The organism is Streptomyces sp. NPDC057249, from assembly GCF_042669245.1.
Lineage (GTDB): Bacteria > Actinomycetota > Actinomycetes > Streptomycetales > Streptomycetaceae > Streptomyces.
In genome coordinates, this window is record NZ_JBHUXS010000004.1 from 114044 (window position 1) to 131226 (window position 17183).

General features: G+C 76.4%; 10 protein-coding genes. 9 read left to right on the plus strand and 1 reads right to left on the minus strand.

Annotated features, from left to right (window positions below; genetic code table 11):
* The first annotated feature begins 4 nt into the window (after window positions 1-4).
* The 7 genes from ACFUJY_RS09195 to ACFUJY_RS09225 are packed head-to-tail and all read left to right on the plus strand — an operon-like array spanning window position 5 to window position 11322.
* A complete protein-coding gene (locus ACFUJY_RS09195) occupies window positions 5-1186 on the plus strand; it encodes a hypothetical protein (RefSeq protein ID WP_383296763.1) in 1182 nt (393 codons plus the stop codon).
* Window positions 1174-3822: a hypothetical protein gene (locus ACFUJY_RS09200; RefSeq protein ID WP_383296765.1), complete on the plus strand. Its 2649-nt coding sequence runs from the start codon at window positions 1174-1176 to the stop codon at window positions 3820-3822. The genes ACFUJY_RS09195 and ACFUJY_RS09200 overlap by 13 nt, the downstream gene beginning before the upstream one ends.
* The gene (locus ACFUJY_RS09205) at window positions 3819-5144 is read left to right on the plus strand and encodes a hypothetical protein (protein ID WP_383296768.1); all 1326 of its coding nucleotides are present in this window, start codon (window positions 3819-3821) and stop codon (window positions 5142-5144) included. Before ACFUJY_RS09200 ends, ACFUJY_RS09205 begins: the two co-directional genes overlap by 4 nt.
* Window positions 5141-6697: a VWA domain-containing protein gene (locus ACFUJY_RS09210; protein WP_383296771.1), complete on the plus strand. Its 1557-nt coding sequence runs from the start codon at window positions 5141-5143 to the stop codon at window positions 6695-6697. Before ACFUJY_RS09205 ends, ACFUJY_RS09210 begins: the two co-directional genes overlap by 4 nt.
* Window positions 6694-7353 carry a 4Fe-4S single cluster domain-containing protein gene (locus ACFUJY_RS09215; RefSeq protein WP_383296774.1) on the plus strand — a complete coding sequence of 220 codons (660 nt, stop codon included), beginning with the start codon at window positions 6694-6696 and terminating at the stop codon, window positions 7351-7353. The genes ACFUJY_RS09210 and ACFUJY_RS09215 overlap by 4 nt, the downstream gene beginning before the upstream one ends.
* Window positions 7343-8731 carry a hypothetical protein gene (locus ACFUJY_RS09220; RefSeq protein WP_383296777.1) on the plus strand — a complete coding sequence of 463 codons (1389 nt, stop codon included), beginning with the start codon at window positions 7343-7345 and terminating at the stop codon, window positions 8729-8731. The genes ACFUJY_RS09215 and ACFUJY_RS09220 overlap by 11 nt, the downstream gene beginning before the upstream one ends.
* Window positions 8728-11322 carry an AAA family ATPase gene (locus ACFUJY_RS09225; RefSeq protein WP_383296780.1) on the plus strand — a complete coding sequence of 865 codons (2595 nt, stop codon included), beginning with the start codon at window positions 8728-8730 and terminating at the stop codon, window positions 11320-11322. Before ACFUJY_RS09220 ends, ACFUJY_RS09225 begins: the two co-directional genes overlap by 4 nt.
* A 13-nt stretch (window positions 11323-11335) precedes the next feature.
* Here ACFUJY_RS09225 and ACFUJY_RS09230 read toward each other — a convergent pair whose 3' ends face one another.
* Window positions 11336-12328, minus strand: coding sequence for a hypothetical protein (locus ACFUJY_RS09230; RefSeq protein WP_383296783.1), 993 nt, complete (start codon window positions 12326-12328; stop codon window positions 11336-11338).
* Between the two features lie 118 nt (window positions 12329-12446).
* Here ACFUJY_RS09230 and ACFUJY_RS09235 point away from each other — a divergent pair, with 118 nt between their 5' ends.
* Both ACFUJY_RS09235 and ACFUJY_RS09240 read left to right on the plus strand, forming a co-directional pair.
* Entirely contained in the window at window positions 12447-12767 is a 321-nt protein-coding gene (locus ACFUJY_RS09235; RefSeq protein WP_383296787.1) for a CU044_2847 family protein, read from the plus strand.
* A 6-nt stretch (window positions 12768-12773) separates the two neighbouring features.
* Window positions 12774-17174, plus strand: coding sequence for a tetratricopeptide repeat protein (locus tag ACFUJY_RS09240; RefSeq protein ID WP_383296790.1), 4401 nt, complete (start codon window positions 12774-12776; stop codon window positions 17172-17174).
* The last annotated feature ends 9 nt before the right edge of the window (window positions 17175-17183 follow it).

A 17183-nucleotide genomic window follows, 5' to 3' on the forward strand; every position in this document is an offset into this window, starting at 1 on the left:
ACACATGACCGATCCGTACTACGACCCCAACGAGCCCCCCGAGGACGCGGTCGGGCGCTCCGAACCGCCGGGTCACACCGCCTCGTCCTCCGACCCCGAGGCCACCACGGCCCCCTGGGGCACCCTGCCCCCGCAGCCCGATACCACCGCCGTGTACGGGCCGGGGCAGCCGTCCCACCCCTCGGTGGACGGCCACCTCGAACCCCTGCCGATCCCGGGCGCCCCCACCGGCGTGGAGAACCCGGCGGCCGACCGCGTCCGCATCGGGCTGTGGGGCGCGCCCCGCTCCGGCAAGACGACCTACCTGGCCTCGATGGCCATCGCGGCGATGCAGCAGCAGCGCCACAGCCGCTCCAACTGGGTCATCGGCGGGATGAACCCCGAGTCCATCGAATTCCTCAACGACGGCGTCACCCAGCTGGCGATCCGCCGCCTCTTCCCCGAGGCGACCGTGGGCCTCCAGCCCCTGTCCTGGTCCTTCCAGGGCGACGAGCCCAAGGCCGGGCCGTTCAAGAAGAGCAGGGAGACCGGCTTCATCCTGGAGGTCCAGGACGTCACCGGCGAGGCGTACCGGGGCGACGAGGCCAACGCGCTGCGGCCCAGGGTCCTCGACCAGCTGGCCCGCTCCCAGGGGCTGATCTACCTCTTCGACCCGCTGCTCGACAGCCAGCGGGCCGGCGAAGGGCTCAACTTCCTCTACTCGATGCTGACCGAGCTCAACGCCCGGGTCCGGGACGCCGGGAAGCTCCACCGCAACCGCCTGCCCCACCACGTCTCGGTCTGCATCACCAAGTTCGACGACCCCGAGGTGTTCCGCCCGGCCGTGGAAGCCGGCTGGGTGACCCAGAGCCTGGAGGGCAACCGGCTGCCGCGCGTCCCCGACGAGCAGGCGGCCCGCTTCTTCCAGTGGATGTGCGACGACGTGCGCGGCGCCAGCGCCCGCCTGGTGCGCGACGGCCTGTCCAACTTCTTCCACCCGTCGCGCATCTCGTACTACGCGACCTCCGCCATCGGCTTCCGGCTCAACCCGCAGAACATCTTCGACTACCGCAACTATCTGAACGTCGAGGTCGTGGACGGCGTCCCGCGCATCTGCACCTCGCCCGTGCCCATCAACGTGCTGGAACCGCTGATCGACCTCGAAAGGCGCATCCGGTCCGGCGGTGCGAAGCTGTGGCAGCGGTGAGCGACGGCCCGGGCGCGTTCCCGCTGCCCGCCGACTGGGCCGTACTGGGCAAGCGGCCGGGCCGCTCCATGGGGTACGAGGTGCTGGACGGCAGCCTCCCGGGGGACCGGGCCCAGCGCTATCTGTGGACCGCCACCACGGGCACCCCGGACGGCCGCGACCCGGACGGCGAACTGCCCTGGCGGGTCTTCCTCTCCACCGCCGACGGCGAGGACCGGCCGGTCTGCGCGGTGGTCGACACCACCTGGGACGGCTCCAAGGACGGTACCGGCACGGCCAGTTACACCTGGCGGCTGCTGCTCACCGAGTGGCGGCCGGCCGCCCGGGCCGGGGTGACGTGGACCTCCCTCGACCGGGCCGCCGCCCGCATCGAGACCCCGCCCGGCGCCGAGCCCGTCCTGCACGCCGAGCGCACCTCCGCCGCCGAACTGGCGGACACCGTCGACCGGCTGGGCTTCGAATGGACCGCCGGGGCGGCCGCCCTCCTCCTCGACGGCCGGCACCTCGTCATCACCGCCCCGCGCGGCTCCGCCCTCCCCGGCATCGACGAGCGGGTCCGGGTCCTCGACGCGATCTGCGCCCTGCTGCCGTACGGCTGCCGCACCTGGCTCAGCGGTGCCACCTGGGCCGGCAAGACCGAGCACGCGCTGCGGCTGGTGTTCGCCGGGTCCGCGCGCAGCGGGCAGCTGGAGATGCCGCTCGCCACCGGCCGGGCCCCGACCCCCGGCGGCGACACCGCCCGCACCTACCTCGCCGAGCTGTCCCGGGTACGCGCCAAACGGGAGTCCACCGCCGACGTCGTCGCCCACCTCCTCGCCGCCACCGCCCCCGTCCCGCTGCGCGAAGGCGCCGACGCCGTCCGCGTCCTGCGCGAACTCGACCTCCTCGACTCCGTCCTGGACGCCGTCCGGCAGGGCAGGGGCCAGACCGAGGAGGCCGCCCGGCTGCTCGCCCTGCACGCCCTGGACACGCTGGACGAGCGCGTACAGCGGGAGCTGGTCTCCTTCCTCGCCCGCACCGCCGTGCGCCCCGACGACGGCGCCGCCTCCGCGCTTCTCGCCCGCCACTGGACCCCGCTGGTCCCGGACCTGCTCGCCGCCGACGTCCTCGCGCAGCCCGCGTCCAAGGAGACGTTCGCCCTGGCCAGGAAGTACCTGAGCCTGATGCACGCCCTGGAAGGGAGCAGCCGGCCCGGCGCGTTCGGCCGCCTCTTCACGGCGCTGGCGACCGCCCCCGGCTACGACCCCGTCTGGGCCGGACAGCTCGCCTACATGGTGGACCGCGAGTACGGCTACTCCACCGAGGCCACCGACCGGGTCCTGCTGGCCTCACCGGAGGCCGGACTCGCCTGGGTGCGCGGCCTGTTCACCAACCACGCCCGCGAACTGCGCCCCCTGGAGCGGCTGCTGTCCCTCGCCGCCGCTCCCGGCGCGGGACCGTTCCCCGGCTGGCTGCGCTTCGCCGGCGCGCTCACCGGCCACCACGCGGCCGCCGGCGCCACCGAGGCCGACGCCGCCGCGTTCGTCGGGGACAACGAGGAAGCCTGGCGCATCGCCCTGGAGACCGCCCGCGACCACGGGCAGCCCGCCGTGATCGGCCCGCTCTGGCCGGTCCTGCGACGCGTCCTGCGGACCGGCCGGCACGCCGAACTCCTCACGCTCCTCGACGAACTGGCCCGCCCCGGAGCCCCCGGGCTCCCGCCGGGCACCGCCGCCGACGCGGACCTGCTGTGGCTCACCGGCCGGGCGGCGGACCCCGGCTTCCGCCCGGCGGCCCCGCTGCCCCGGCTGCGCGGGATCACCGACGGGGCCCCCGCCCTCGACCGGTACACCGACACGCTCGTGGCCCGCGCCGACGGCGACCCCGCCCTGCGCGACGACGCCGTCGCCGCCCTCCTCGGCGACCGGCCGGACCCCGTGCACGGCTGGCCCGTCCTCATCCGGTGGATGAGCCGGCGGCCCAGCATCGAGACCACCGTCGGCGAGGGCCTGTCCCAGCGGCTGATGGCGGCGGACTACGCCCGCTGGCTCGACCTCGACCTCCCCGCGGACCTGGTCGAGCGCCTGGAACGCACCGGGCTCGGCTGGCTGCGCGCGGTCCGGCGGCTGCGGCTGGCCGTCAACGCCGGGGCGGAGCTGGACGAACTGGCCAGGATCATCATCAGCGGCTGCCCGCACCGCTCGGTCACCGGCCGACTGCTGGACGAGATCGCCGCCCTGATCAGCGACTGCGGCTCCGCCTTCGGCTACGCGCTCACCACGGCACTGGACCGGCAGCAGCCCGGCATCGGCCTCGCGGTGTACGAGGCGCTGGGCCGCGACGCCCGGTACGGCGAACTCTGCGCCCGGCTCGTCCGCTACAGCAACCACGAGGAGGTCCGCCACCGCCGGATCATCGGCGCCCTCAGCGCCCCCGCGCGCACCGCCCCGGCCCCCGGCCCGTACCGGCAGCGCCCCTTCCCGCCCGCCGCCCCGCCGTCCGCCCCCCAGCCGCCGCACCCCCCGGCGCCCGACGGCCCCCAGGGCACCCCGCCCCGGCCCCCCGAGGGCCACCCCGCCTACCCGCCCGCCTCCTCGTACCAGGAGGAGCGCCCGCCCCGGTGGGGGTTCCGGTTCAAGAAGAAGGGGGACGGATGACGGCACTCGCGATCGACGCCGGATCGCGGCACGCGCGCCTCGCCCGCGTCGGACCCGGCGGCGACCCCGAACCGGTCGAGCTGCCGGGCGCGGTGCCCGGCGAGGGGCTGCCCGTGCCCGAGGCGGCGCGCGGCGACCGGGCCGCCGCCCTGCGCGCCGCGTACGACGCCTACCTCCGGCACCACGACACCCCGGGCCGGCTGCTCGTCGTCGTCCCGCAGCACGACCGGGCCGGCCACGCGCGCCGCGCCGCCGACGCCCTCACCGCCCCGCCCGCCCGGGGACCGGCCCCCGACGTGCACACCCTCGCCACCCCGCACGCCGTGCTCGCCCTGCTCCGGCACACCGGCGGCCTCGCGCCCGGCCGGTACGCGGTGTGCGACCTCGGCGCGACGGCCGCCGAGGTGTCCGTGTGCGTCGTGACCCCGGGCGCGGTGGCCGTCGCCGCCGCCTCCCGGCACGCCCCCGACGACGGCTACGGCACCGGCTTCGACACGGCCCTCCTCACCCGGTCCGGGCTCACCCCCGACGAGGACACCCGCCGCGCCCTGGCCGCCGTCCGGGCCGAGCCGGGCGCCGGCCGCCGCCTCGCCCTCGTCCTCGACCGGGCCGCCCGCGACCCCGCACGCTTCGAGACCACCGCCGTCCACCACGTCGCGGGCCGCCCCGTCACCGCGGGCACGCTCCGCGCCGCGCTGCCGCTGCTCACCGACGGCCTCGACCGGGCACTGGCCGACGCGCTGGGCGCCCCCGGCCGGACCGCTCCGCTCGCCCTGACCGGCGGCGTCGCCCGCTTCGGCCCCCTCCGCCCGCACCTGGAAGCGGCCGGCGTGCCGCTCACCGCGCTCCCCGACGGCACCGACCCGGCCCACGCGGCGGTCCTCGGCGCCGCGCTCGTCGCCGCCGGCCGCGTCGACCCGGCCGACCGCTACCCGTACGAACTGTGGATCGGCGCCCACCGCACCGAGGCCGGCCGGCCCACGGACCGGGAGCTGCTGATCAGCGCCGCCGGGACGCTGGAACCCGGCGGACCCCCCGTCTACGCCGAGACCGACGGGCGGCGCGTCGGCGTCCGCACCGCCCCGGGCCGCCCGGTGCGGATCCGGGTGAGCGACCCGGCGAGCGGCGCCGGCGCCCCCCTCGGCACCCTCACCCTGCCCGGCGGCGGCGAGACGGACCGCTTCCACGTGGGCGTCCGGCTCGCCGCCGACGGGACCGCCGCCCTGGTCCTGCACCCCCTCGGCGCCGGACCGCCCGGAGCGTTCCCGCTGGGCACCCTGCCGGCCGACATCGGCACCGACTCCAAGGAAGTGGGCCCGTGAACCGCACCGCCCCCGGCCGGTCGCTCCGGCGCCGCGCCGCGCTGCTCGCCGCCGCGCTCCTGGCCGCACTCCCGGCCGCCCCCGCCCAGGCCGCGCCCGCCGCCCCGGAGCCCACCCGCGCCGAGATATACCGGGCGCTCGAACTGGAGCGGGAACCGGCCGACTACGCGATCGTCGTGGACACCTCCGGCTCCATGGCGCAGGAGGGCCGGTACGACACCGTCCGCGCGACGCTGCGCCCCTTCCTGGACGGGCTCACCCCCGAGGACCACGTCGCGCTGTTCACGTTCGACTCCCGCACCGAGGCGCGGTACGTGGGCCCGGCCGGCGACACCTCGAAGATCATCGCCGCGCTCCCGGACGCGCCCACCAAGGACGGCGACACCGACATCGGCGCCGCCCTGGACGCCGCTCTGAAGGAGGTGGCACGCGACGACGCCTCCCCGGTCGCCTCGGTCGTCCTGCTCACCGACGGCGAGCACCGCCCCGCCGCCCGCTCCCGCTACCCCAAGGCGTCCGGACCCGCCTGGGACGCGCTCGCCGAGCGGGCCGAGGCGGTCGGCGGCCGGACCGAACTCGCCGGATACGCCATCCCGCTGGGCGGCGGCGCGACCGGCGCCGGCCTCCTCGCGAACGTCGTCCCCGACACCACCGTCCTGCGCCCCGACGGCATCCAGGACCTCGGCGCCTACCTGGCCAGGGCCGGCGACCGCACCCGGGCCCGCAAGGCCGCGCGCCTCCTCGCCCCCGACACCGGCAAGGGCGTCACCGCCACCTGGCAGAACGGCGACGCCGTCGACCTCGGAGACGGCTCCGCCACCAGGAAGCTCACCCTGCGCTCGGCCACCGCCCGCGTCCCCCTGACCGTCACCGGACTGCGCGCCTCCGTCACCGGACCGGACCTGACCGTCGAGGGACTGCCCGCCCGCCTCGCCCTGGAACCGGGCGAGTCGAAGACGTACACCCTCCGGCTGCGCGGCCGGCTCTCCGCGGGCGCCCTGCCCTACCGCCACACCGAGAACGCCCGCGCCACCTTCCACCTGGCGGGCAGGGTCACCTCCCCCTGGCAGCGGCCCCTCGCCCCCGACATCCAGCTCCGGACCCCGGCGGCGATACGCGTCCAGCAGAGCGGGCTGCCGCTGCGGGCCGACGTCGGCTCCGCCGTGTTCCTGCCCGCCCTGGCCGCCGGGCTCGTCGTCCTCGTCCTCGCCGGCTGGCTGACCTGGCGGCGGACCAACCGGCCGCCGCTACGGGGCGTGCTCCTGCTCGCCACCCCCTTCGGCGGCCCGCTGCCCGAACGCATCGAACTGCGCGGCCGGCGCATGGCGCTGCGCCCCGCGTCGGCCGGCGGCCGGGGCACCGTCCACGGACGGCGCAGGTCCACCCGGGACGGCCCCCGCACCGACCTGCGCATCCGGTTCTCGCCGGACGGCACCGCCGCCCGCGAGAGCGGCGCGGTCTGCGCACCCGGCGCCGAGGTCGTCGTCAGCGGCGTCTCCTTCACCTACCTGGACACGCCCGGCCACGCGCCCGCCCCCGGATGGCCCGGATGACCGGCACCGCACTCAACGTGGCCGCCACCCGCGTCGGCACCGAAGCGCTCGGGCCCGGCGTGCGGTCCGCGCTCTGGGTCCAGGGCTGCCCGTTCCGCTGCGCCGGCTGCATGGCCCCCGACTGGATTCCCTTCCGGCCCGCCCGGCAGGCCCGGCCGGCGGAACTGGCCCGGGAGCTGCTGGCCGACCCGCGGGTGACCGGACTGACCTTCTCCGGGGGCGAGCCCATGGCCCAGGCGGCCGGCCTCGCCGAAGTCGCCCGGCTCGCCCGCGAGATCCGCGACGTGACGGTGATCTGCTTCACCGGGCACCGGCTCGAACGGCTCCGCACCCGGCCGCCGGGACCCGGCGTCGCCGCGCTCCTGGCCGAGGTGGACGTCCTGGTCGACGGCGTGTACGTGGCCGCGCTGGACGACGGACGCGGCCTGCGCGGCAGCGCCAACCAGCGCGTCCACCACCTCACCGGACGCCTCGCGGACACCGGTTACGACTTCGAGCACCGGGCCCGGTCCGCAGAGATCGCCCTCAACGGCCCGGAGGCGCTGCTCGTCGGCGTACCGCCGCCCGGCCTGCTCGACGCCTTCGACCTCGCGGTCGACGCGGTCCGCACCCGTACCACGACCCCCGTGAGAGGACAGGAACACGATGAGCGGTAGGAAGCGCATCCAGGTCGACGAGTCCGAGTGGTACCGCATCCAGCGCAAGGCCCAGCAGCTCAAGGACGTCCAGCGCAACATCCCCGACCTCATCGAGGAGGTCCGCCGCCGGACCGGCGAGGACCTGGACCGGGTCTTCTCCCGCGTCGAGGAGCGTCAGCAGCGGCACGAAGCGGTCGTCCAGGGCCTCAGCGAGCAGACCCGCCGACTGGAGGCCGACACCGCGCGCCGGCTCCGCGACCAGGCAGCCGAGGTGCGCGGGGCGCTCGCCGCGTCCGCCGGGCAGATCCGCGAGGAGACCCGCCGGCACCTCGCCGAACAGCAGGAACGGACCCGCCGGGCCATCGCCGAGGAACGCGCCGAACGCCGCGCCGAGACCGCCCGGCTCGCGCGGGAGATCGGCGAGCTCACCGAGGACCGCGCCCGCGCCGGCGACACGGTGCGCACCTGGCTGGCCGACGCCCGCGCCCTGGCCGCCGACCTCGCCGAAGCCGGGCTCCACGAGCGCTACGCACCGGGCGAACTGGACCGCCTCACCGGCCGGCTCGCCACCGCCGAACAGAACGCCGCCGAGGGCAGGTTCGACGCCGCCCTCGCGCTCGCCCAGGAGACCTGCCACTCCCTGAGCGAACTCCGCGCCGACACCGAACAGCGCGAACTGAAGCGCTGCACCGCCCAGATGGCCGCCATCGACGCCCTGGCCACCGTGGCCGGCGCGATCGAGGGCAGCCGCGAACAGCCCGTCACCGGCCCCGACGGCACCGTCCTGCCCGACTACACCGTGGACGTCGCCTACTGGTCCGAGGGCGACTGGGACCGGCTGCGCGCCGAGGCCGCCGAGACCCTGGCCCGCGCCCGCGACGACGCCACGGCCACCGGCGAACTCATCCGCCTGCGCGACCGCGAGGCGCCCCGCCTGGAGGAGGAGCTCGGCGACACCGTGGGGCGCGCGACGATGCGCCACCTCGCCTCGCAGCTCCGGGTGAACCTGGCCGACACCGTCGCCCACAGCCTGAGCAGGCTCGCCTACTACGACTTCGTGGACGGCGAGTACGAGAACGCCGACCCCCGGGGCTCGTACTACGCCAAACTGCGCCACGAGAACGGCAACGAGATCGTCCTCGACATCTCCCAGGCCGCCCCCGACTCCGGCGAACAGGTCGTCCGGGTCCTCTCCTACGACTACGACGTCACCTCCGAGGACCAGCTCCGCGACCGGGCCGAGGCCGTCCGCCGGGCCCTCGCCGAGGACGGCCGGGCCGTCCCGGCCGCCCCCGAGGCCGAACCCGGCACCCCCGACCGGGGCTACCTCGACATCGAGGCCCACCGGCAGCGCGGGGAGCAGGCCCGGCGGCGGGGGACGGGGAGCGGCGGATGACCCGGCTCGGCAAACCGGCCCGCCCCGCCGGGCCGGTGGTGGAACGCCTCGACCCGGCGGCGCTGCGCGGCGGCGAACCGTTCACCATCCTCTACGGACCCGGCGCCGGCGACGTCTTCGTGGACACCGCCTACCAGGTGTGCCGGCTGGAGGAGGCGCTGTGGCGGCTGCTGCGCGCCGAGGGCTACGAACGGATCGTCTTCAGCTCCACCGACCACCCCGTCTACTTCCGGGACACCGCCTCCCGCGACCTGTCCCGGCCGGGCGGACGCACACCCGGCCCCCGGCCGGGCGGCGGGCCCGGGCTCCCCGTCATGCGGACGCCCGGCATGCGCGGCCCGATGGGCGATCTCCGGGTGACCGGTCCGCCCGCCCCCACCCCCCGCGAGGACAGCGCGCCGCTGCCCGCACCCGGCCCCGCGCCCGGGGTCAGCGACCCGTTCGCCGTGATGACCCTGCGGGGCTACCTGACACAGCGCCGGCACCGTACGGCCGTCGTCTTCGCGCACGCCGAGGGCACCCTGCTCCACTACCGCGCCCAGCGCGAACTGGCCGGTGCCATGGACGGCTGGGCCGACGACCACGGCAACGGGAACCTCTGGCTGATGGTCTTCCGCCGGTCCGGCCTGGACGAGGTCGCGCGGTTCGTGGAGTCCTGCCACGCCTACCCGGCCCTGGAGGCCCTGGTCCGCCAGCAGGCCGCCGCCCCGGGCCGCCCCGGCACCGCCAGGATCGGCCACCCGCCCGCCGCCGAGGTGGAACGGCTCATCCACGCCGTGCGGCTGCGCACCGGGCTGCGTGTCGGGGACTGGCGGGAACTGGACTCCGTCGTCAAGGCGATGGGCAGCCACCCCCGCACGGCGCGCGCCTGGCAGGCGTGGCTGGAGCGGCTGGCCGGCACCCCCGGCGCCGTCCTCGGCCCGGCCGCGGTCCGCGACTCCTTCCCCGGGGCCACCACGGACGACCCTCGCACCCCCTGGGAGCGGCTGGCGGCCATGCCGGGGCTCGACGTGGTGCGCGAACGCTTCGAGCAGCTGCGGGCCGAGGTCGAGACGGCGGAGGCCCTGCACGCGGGCGGCCGGGCCGGCGTCTTCGAACCGCCCTCCCTGCACCTGGTTTTCACCGGCAACCCGGGGACCGGCAAGACCACCGTGGCCCGGCTGGTCGGCGAGATCTACCGCGATCTGGGGCTCCTGGAGCGGGGCCATGTGGTCGAGGCGAAGACGAGCGACCTCGTGGCCGGCTACATCGGCCAGACCGCGGGGCTCGTCGACGCGGCGGTCGACAGGGCCCTGGACGGCGTCCTGTTCATCGACGAGGCGTACGAACTGAGCGACCAGCGCGACGGGTTCGGCCTCGAAGCCATCCAGGCGCTACTCACCCGCATGGAGAACGACCGGGGCCGGCTCGTCGTGATCGTCGCCGGATACCCGGACAAGATGACCGAGTTCCTGGCGTCCAACCCCGGCCTGCGGAGCAGGTACGCCCAGGACAACGTCCTGCGCTTCCCCGACTACCCGCCGGCCGACCTGCACGCCATCGCCCTCGGCCGGCTCCGCGAGCGAGGGGCCCGGCCCGCCCCCGAGACGGAGTCCCAGCTGCTGCGGATCGTCACCGAGATGCACCGCACCCGCGACGACTCCTTCGGCAACGCCCGCGACATGCGCACCCTCGCCGACGCCGTCTTCACCCGCTGGTCCCACCGGGTACGCCGCCGGGTGGACGAACCCGTCGTCCCCGACGACCTGCCCGAGCGCTACCGCGACTACCTGGAACGCCCGGCGCCCGACCCGGCGCGACTCCTCGCCGAGCTGGACGCGTACGTGGGCCTCGGCCCGGTCCGCGAGGTGCTGACCGGCCTCGCCAACCGGCAGCGCCTGCGCCAGGCCCACGGCACCGGCGAGCTGACACCACCGCACCTGGTGTTCACCGGCCCGCCCGGGACCGGGAAGACCTCCGTCGCCCGGCTCGTCGGCACCCTCTTCCGCGACCTGGGCCTGCTGCGCAAGGGACACGTGGTGCAGGCCAGCCGGGCGACCCTGGTCGGCGCCTACCTCGGCGAGACCGCCCGGCTGGTCCGCCAGGCCGTGCAGGACGCCCTGGACGGGGTGCTGTTCATCGACGAGGCGTACAGCCTGGCCCACGACGTGCGCGGAGGCTACGGGCAGGAGGCGATCGACACCCTGGTCCTGGAGATGGAGCAGTGGCGGGGCCGCCTCTCCGTGATCGTCGCCGGCTACCCCCGTGAGATGGACGCCTTCCTCAACGCCAACTCCGGCCTGCCGTCCCGCTTCACCGAGCGCGTCCCCTTCCCGCACTACGGCCCCGACGACCTCCTGGAGATCCTGCGCCGGACGGCCGGAGCCCAGGGCTACACCCTGCACCCCGACGTGCCGCGCCACGCGGGGGAGTGGCTGGCGGCGACCCGCCGCGCCGACCCGGCGGGCTTCGGCAACGCCCGCACCGTCCGCAAACTCGTGGAGCTCATGGAATCCCGCCTGGCCGCCCGCTTCGCCCGGGCCGGTGAAGGCTCCGAGGCGGGTGCCTTCACCCAGTTCCTGCCGGAGGACGTACCCGCTCCGCCCTACTGAACCGAGCGCGTGGCTACGGCGTCCGGTGCACCACCGACTTCCCGCCCCCGCCCCGGGCGTCCCGCTCGGCCAGCACCCGCCGCAGCGCCTCGTCCGCCGCGCCCAGCCGCCGTTCCAGCTCCTCCGTGGCCGCCGCCACCTCGGCCAGCGTCACCCGGTGCTCCGGCGCCACCGCGCCGTCCGGCGCGCCCCCGGGCGACGCCAGCGCCCCCGCCAGCTCGCGGTCCACCGCCGCGTGCCGCCGCAGCGAGGCGACCCGGTCGCCCTGCGCCTCGCGGATGCGTTCCAGCCGGGCCTGCCGCTCGGCCAGGTCGGCCGCCGCGTCGCCGTGCACCCGCTCCTCCTCGGCCAGCGCGCGCTGCGCCGCCTCGGCCCGCTCCAGGACCTCCCGGGTGCGCGGGGCCAGGGCCGCGAGCCGGTCCTCCGAGAGCCGGACCAGCGCGTCGCTGCTCGTCCGCAGCGTCCCCTCGACCCCCGCGTCCCGGCCGCGCAGCGCGGCCAGCCGCTCCGCGATGACCTCCTGCTGCTCCTGGAGCGCGTCCAGGGCGAGCACCAGCCGCTCCAGCCTCCGCAACTCGTCCACCTGGCGGCGCAGCGCCTCGTGCTCGGCGAGCCGGTCCCGCAGCGACTCCTCGGCGGCGGCCAGCTTCTCCAGCGCGGCGTGCGCGAGATCGGTCCGCTCGCGCTCCTCCCGGACCCGCTCCCGTACGGTGGCGAGCCGGCGCATCAGCTCCTCCGTACCGTCGCCGTACGCCTCGCCCGGCATCGCCGCCGCCAGCAGCCCCGGCAGCGCGCCGGCCAGCGCCCCGGACTCCGCGAGCGCGTCCTCCAGCGCGAACAGCGCCGCGAGGGCCGGCGCGCCGCTCTCACCGCCGTCGACCCGGCCCAGCGCCGCCCCGGCCCACCGGAAGGCCAGGCCGAGGACCCGCAGCGCCGCCTCCGCCTCCGGCCCGTCCGCCCCGGCCCCCGACAGCGCGGCGGCGATCTCGTCCGCGGCCTCGTTCACGACGCCCTCCGTCCCCCGGGTGCACACCCGCACCATCATCACATCACCCGAACCCCCTCGCGGGGCCGTCCCGGCCGATACGATCGATCCTCAACCAACCCGAACGCAGGGGGACTTCATGCCGGAAGTCGTGTCCTTCGAAGGGCCGGACGGCGCCTCGCTCCAGGTCGAGGTGCCCGACGACGCCCCCGGACTCGAACGCATCTCGCGCGACTCCGGCGAGGTCGTGCGCGCCGGCCGGCGACTGGAGGACGCGCTCGCCCAGACCCGCCCCGCGCTCCGCTCCGTGATGGAGTCCGTGCGGGCGCTCGGCCCCGACGCGTACGAGATCGAGTTCGGCATGAAGTTCAACGCCGAGTCCGGGGTGGTCATCGCCAAGACCGCGATCGAGGGGCACTTCGCGGTCAAGGTCTCCTGGAACCGCCCCCCGGCGGACTGATCTGCGGTGTCGCCGGACTGGGAACGCCCGCCCTGGCTGGTCAGCGTACGCAGGACCGAGCACGGCGACCCGGTGGGCGCCGGATTCCTCGCCACCCCGCGCCACATCGTGACCTGCGCCCACGTCGTGGGCCCCGGCCGGGCCCCGGAACCGCCCGCCCGTCCGGTCTTCGTGCGGTTCCAGTACGCCGCCCCGCACGACCCGCTGCCCGCCACGGTCGCCCCCGGCGGCTGGCACCCGGACACCGGGGACGGCACGGGCGACGTCGCCGTCCTCGAACTCGCCGCCCCCGCGCCCCCCGAGGCCCTGCCCGCCCCGCTGCGCACCACCGACCCCGGCACCTGGGACCACCGCTTCCGCGCCTACGGCTACCCCGAGGAGCACAAGCGCCGGGGCGTCCCGGTACGCGGCGAGATCATCGGCCACGCCGGCAGCGAGTGGATTCAGGTGGAGGCGGGCCCGCACACCGGCTGGGGCCTGGAGAAGGGCTTCTCGGGCGGACCTGTGTGGGACGTCGACCGCCAGGGCGTCGTCGGCATGCTCGTCGCCCGCGACTCGGTGACCTCCGTCGACCGGCGCACCGCCTACGCCGTCAAGGCGGAGTCGCTGGCCCGCTACTGGCCCGGACTCGCCCCCCTCGTCCGCGACATGACGACCACCGAGGTGCGCGACCGGCTGGAGGCCCTGCTCTGGACCCCGCTCACCGAGGACGGCCGCATCCCGCGGGTGGACGAGGTGGACCCGTACGACATCGGCGTCTGCCGCTCCAAGTACAGCGACCCGGACCGGGGCGGCTCCGCCCGCGCCCCCTACATGCGCCGCAGCCCCCAGGACGGCCGGCTCGACGAACTCCTCGCCACCCGCCGGTTCGTGCTGCTCGCCGGGCGCTCCAAGGCGGGCAAGTCGCGCACCCTTTACGAGGCGCTGGTCCGCTCCGTGCCGGACGCCCGGCTCGTCGTGCCCCGCCCCGGCGACTCGGCCCGCCGGACGCTGGACGACCTCAGCCGGCTCAGCCTGCCCACCGGCTCCGACCGCGTCGTGCTCTGGCTGGACGACCTGCACCGCTACCTCCACCCCGGCGGCCTCGACCTCCAGATCCTGGACCGGCTGGCCCGCCGGCGGCCCGCCGTGACGATCGTGGCGACCATCCCGGCCAAGCAGCGGGCCGCGCTGACCGCCATGGAGAACGACGTCGGCCGCATCGCCCGCACCGTCATCGGCAAGGCGAGCACCGTCGAACTGCCCACCCTGCTGGCCTCCCGGGACGCCGAGGCGGCCCGGGAGGCCTACCCGGACGAGGACTTCGCGGCCCGGGGCATCGGCGAACTCATGGTCGCCGCCCCCAGCCTGGAACGGCGCTTCACGGACGGCGCCGAGAGCTGCCCGCCCGGCTGGGCCCTGGCCAGGGCCGCCGCCGACTGGATGCGGATGGGCGTCACCGACCCGGTCCCGGACGCCGTCCTGCGCGAACTCTTCGCCGGCTACCTGGCCGAGCACCACCCCGCGCTCGACGCCGACGACGCGGCCTACCGCACCGCCCTGGCCTGGGCCCGCGAGCCGGTCGCTGGCACCATCGCGCTCGTCCACCGCGCCCCCGGGCCCGGCGGCTACACCGGCACCCCGTACCTGTCGGAGTACCTGGACGGCCGCGACGACGACCCGTCCGCCCCGGTCCCGTGGTTCGCCTGGAAGTACCTCGCCGACCGCCGCCCCGCCGCCGCACTCCTCCCCAGCGCCTACACCGCGCTGGTCCGGGGCGAGGCCGTGATCGCCGAACGGCTCCTGCAACGCATCGCGGACGGCACCGACGACCGCGACAGCGCCGCCTGGGCCGCGCTCATGCTCGGCGAGATGCACCTCTACCTGGCCGACTTCGACGCCGCCGCCCGGCTCCTGGAACGCGCCGCGGACTCCGCCGTGGACAGCGTCGTCCCGCTCGCCCAGGCCGTCCTGGCCGAACTGCTCATGATGTACGGGGACCGCGACCGCTCACGCCGGCTGCTGGAGAGCGCCGTCGCGGCCCGCGACCCCCAGCTCTCCCAGGTCGCCCAGGTCGGCCTGGCCACCCTGCTCTTCGCGGACGGCGAGGAGGAACGCGCCGAACGCATGCTGGAGGCGATCGTCGCGGCCGGCGACACCGAGGCCGCCCCGCTCGCCCAGGCCCGCCTCGTCAGCGTCCTCAGCGGCGCCGACGGGGACGCCGCCGGCGCGCGTACGGGACAGCGCCCCGGCAGTGGCCAGGGCAAGGCCACCGTACGGGCCGGCGGCGCCCCGGCCGGGCGCACCGAACCCGTCGAGCAGCCCTGGTCGCTCTCCCGCGCGGTCGGCGAGTCCATGGCGGGGCAGGTCGCCTCGGTCGCGCAGGCCAGCCTCGGCTCCCTCCTGGTCAGCCAGGGCGACGTCGACCGCGCCGAGGAACTGCTGCGCTCCGCGCTGGCCGGCGGCCGCGTCCACGCCGTGCCCCTGGCACAGGTGGGCCTCGGCGAACTGCTGATCGTACGAGGACGCAATGAGGAGGCGGAGGAGGTCCTGCGGACCCTGATCGCATCGGGCAACCCGCTCCTCATCCCGTACGCCAAGATCCTGCTTGCCGTGTCCCTGCGCCCGCGCGGGCTGATCGAGCAGGGCATGGACCTGCTCCGCGAGGCCGCCGCCTCCGGCCACCCGGCCCAGGGCCCGCGCGCGACCTGCGGCCTCGCCGAGTGGTACGCCAACGAGGGCGACCTGATCACCGCCGAGGAGTTCTTCGAGCGGGCCATCGCCACCGGCCACCCGGAGTGGGGCGGCATGGCCCGGGTCGAGCTGGCCCTGATGCTCGCCGGCAGCGGCGAGGGCCTGGACCGCCCGGCCCGGCTGCTCGACACCGTCATCGAGGCCCGCCACCCCGGCCTCTCCCCGCTCGCCGCCGCCGCGCTCGGCGACCTCCTGGTCCGGGAGGGCCGCTTCGAGGACGCCGAGCAGGCGTACGGCCTCGCGGTCGCCTCCGGACACCGCGACTGGGCCCAGGTCGTCCGGATCGAACTCGCCCTGCTCCAGGCGGCCCGGGGCGGCAGCGGCAGCGCGGAGGCGGCCGTGGAACTCTTCACCGCGGTGATCGACTCCGGCCACCCCCACCAGGGCCCCCGCGCGGCCGACCTGCTGGGCGACCTCCTCGTGCGCGAGGGCCGCTTCGAGGACGCCGAGCACTTCTACCGCGTCGCCATCGACTCCGGTCACGCCCAGTGGTCGCTGATCGCCCGCATGGACCTGGCCGTCATGCTCGCCGACCACGGCGACTTCGCGGAGGCCGAACGCCTGCTCCTGGTGGTCGCCGCCTCGGACGACCCGGGCGCCGAGGCGTGGGCGCGCGGCGTCCTCGGCGTCGTCCACCTCGGCAACGACCGGCCGGAGGAGGGCCGCGCGCAGCTTCGGGCCGCCGCCGACGCCGACGTGGGCGCCGCCTCCCAGTTCGCCCGCTTCCACCTCGCCAAGTGCCTGGCCGCCGACGGCGAGGACGAGGCCGCCGAGGCCCTGGTCCGCACGGTGGTCGACGGCGAACCCTCCCAGGTCACCGAGGTCGCCCGGGCCTGGCTCGCGGTACGGCTGCTGCACCGCGACCCGGACGCCGCGCAGGCGCTCCTGGTGCGGGTGGAGGACTCCGGCGACGCGGAGGCCATCGTCGCCGGCTACCTCGGCGCCGGCGAGTACCTGCTGGAGACCGGCGAGGTCCAGACGGCCGGCGAACTGCTCGAAGCGGCCCTGGAGCTCGCGGGACCCGGCACCGCGCCCCGGATCGGCGCCCTCCTCGGCGTCGTCCGGCGCTCGGTCAACGACCTGGACCGGGCCCGAGAGCTCCTGACGGACGCCCTGGCCGCGGGCGACCCGGAGACCGAGCCGCTCGCCCGCCGCTACCTCGGCAGCACCCTCTTCCGGCTGGGCCTGCTCCCCGAGGCCGAGGAGGTCCTGCTGCCGCTGGCCCGCTCCGACGACACCGAGCACCGCCCGCAGGCCCTGCTGCTGCTCGGCCGCGTCCTGGCGGCGGACAACCGCCCGGAGGAGGCGTACCCCTGGCTGGAGGCGGCCATCGAGTGCGCGGACGGCGACGGCGACACGGAGACCGGCGCCCGCCAGACGTACGCGGACCTGCTGCTCAGCGCGGGACGACGGGAACGCGCCATGGAGGTCTACCGGCCCCTGGTGACGCTGGAGGAGGAGACGGCCGTGGACGACACCGCGCCCCCGGGCACCGACCGCCCGACGCTCACCCTGCCGGGCCCCGCCCACCCGGCCCCGGCCGCTCCGCACCCGCTCCCGCGCACGCTGCTCGCCCTGCTGGGCGACGTGGCGGACGCGGAGGGCGCCCACGAGGAGGCCGCGTTCTGGTACGGCCTGGCCGGCCGCACAACGACACAGGCCCACGATTCCTGAGGAACCGTG

Coding starts and splice junctions, on each gene's coding strand:
- ACFUJY_RS09195 (WP_383296763.1), top strand. CDS start 5: ATGACCGATCCGTACTACGACCCCAACGAGCCCCCCGAGGACGCGGTC.
- ACFUJY_RS09205 (WP_383296768.1), top strand. CDS start 3,819: ATGACGGCACTCGCGATCGACGCCGGATCGCGGCACGCGCGCCTCGCC.
- ACFUJY_RS09215 (WP_383296774.1), top strand. CDS start 6,694: ATGACCGGCACCGCACTCAACGTGGCCGCCACCCGCGTCGGCACCGAA.
- ACFUJY_RS09220 (WP_383296777.1), top strand. CDS start 7,343: ATGAGCGGTAGGAAGCGCATCCAGGTCGACGAGTCCGAGTGGTACCGC.
- ACFUJY_RS09225 (WP_383296780.1), top strand. CDS start 8,728: ATGACCCGGCTCGGCAAACCGGCCCGCCCCGCCGGGCCGGTGGTGGAA.
- ACFUJY_RS09235 (WP_383296787.1), top strand. CDS start 12,447: ATGCCGGAAGTCGTGTCCTTCGAAGGGCCGGACGGCGCCTCGCTCCAG.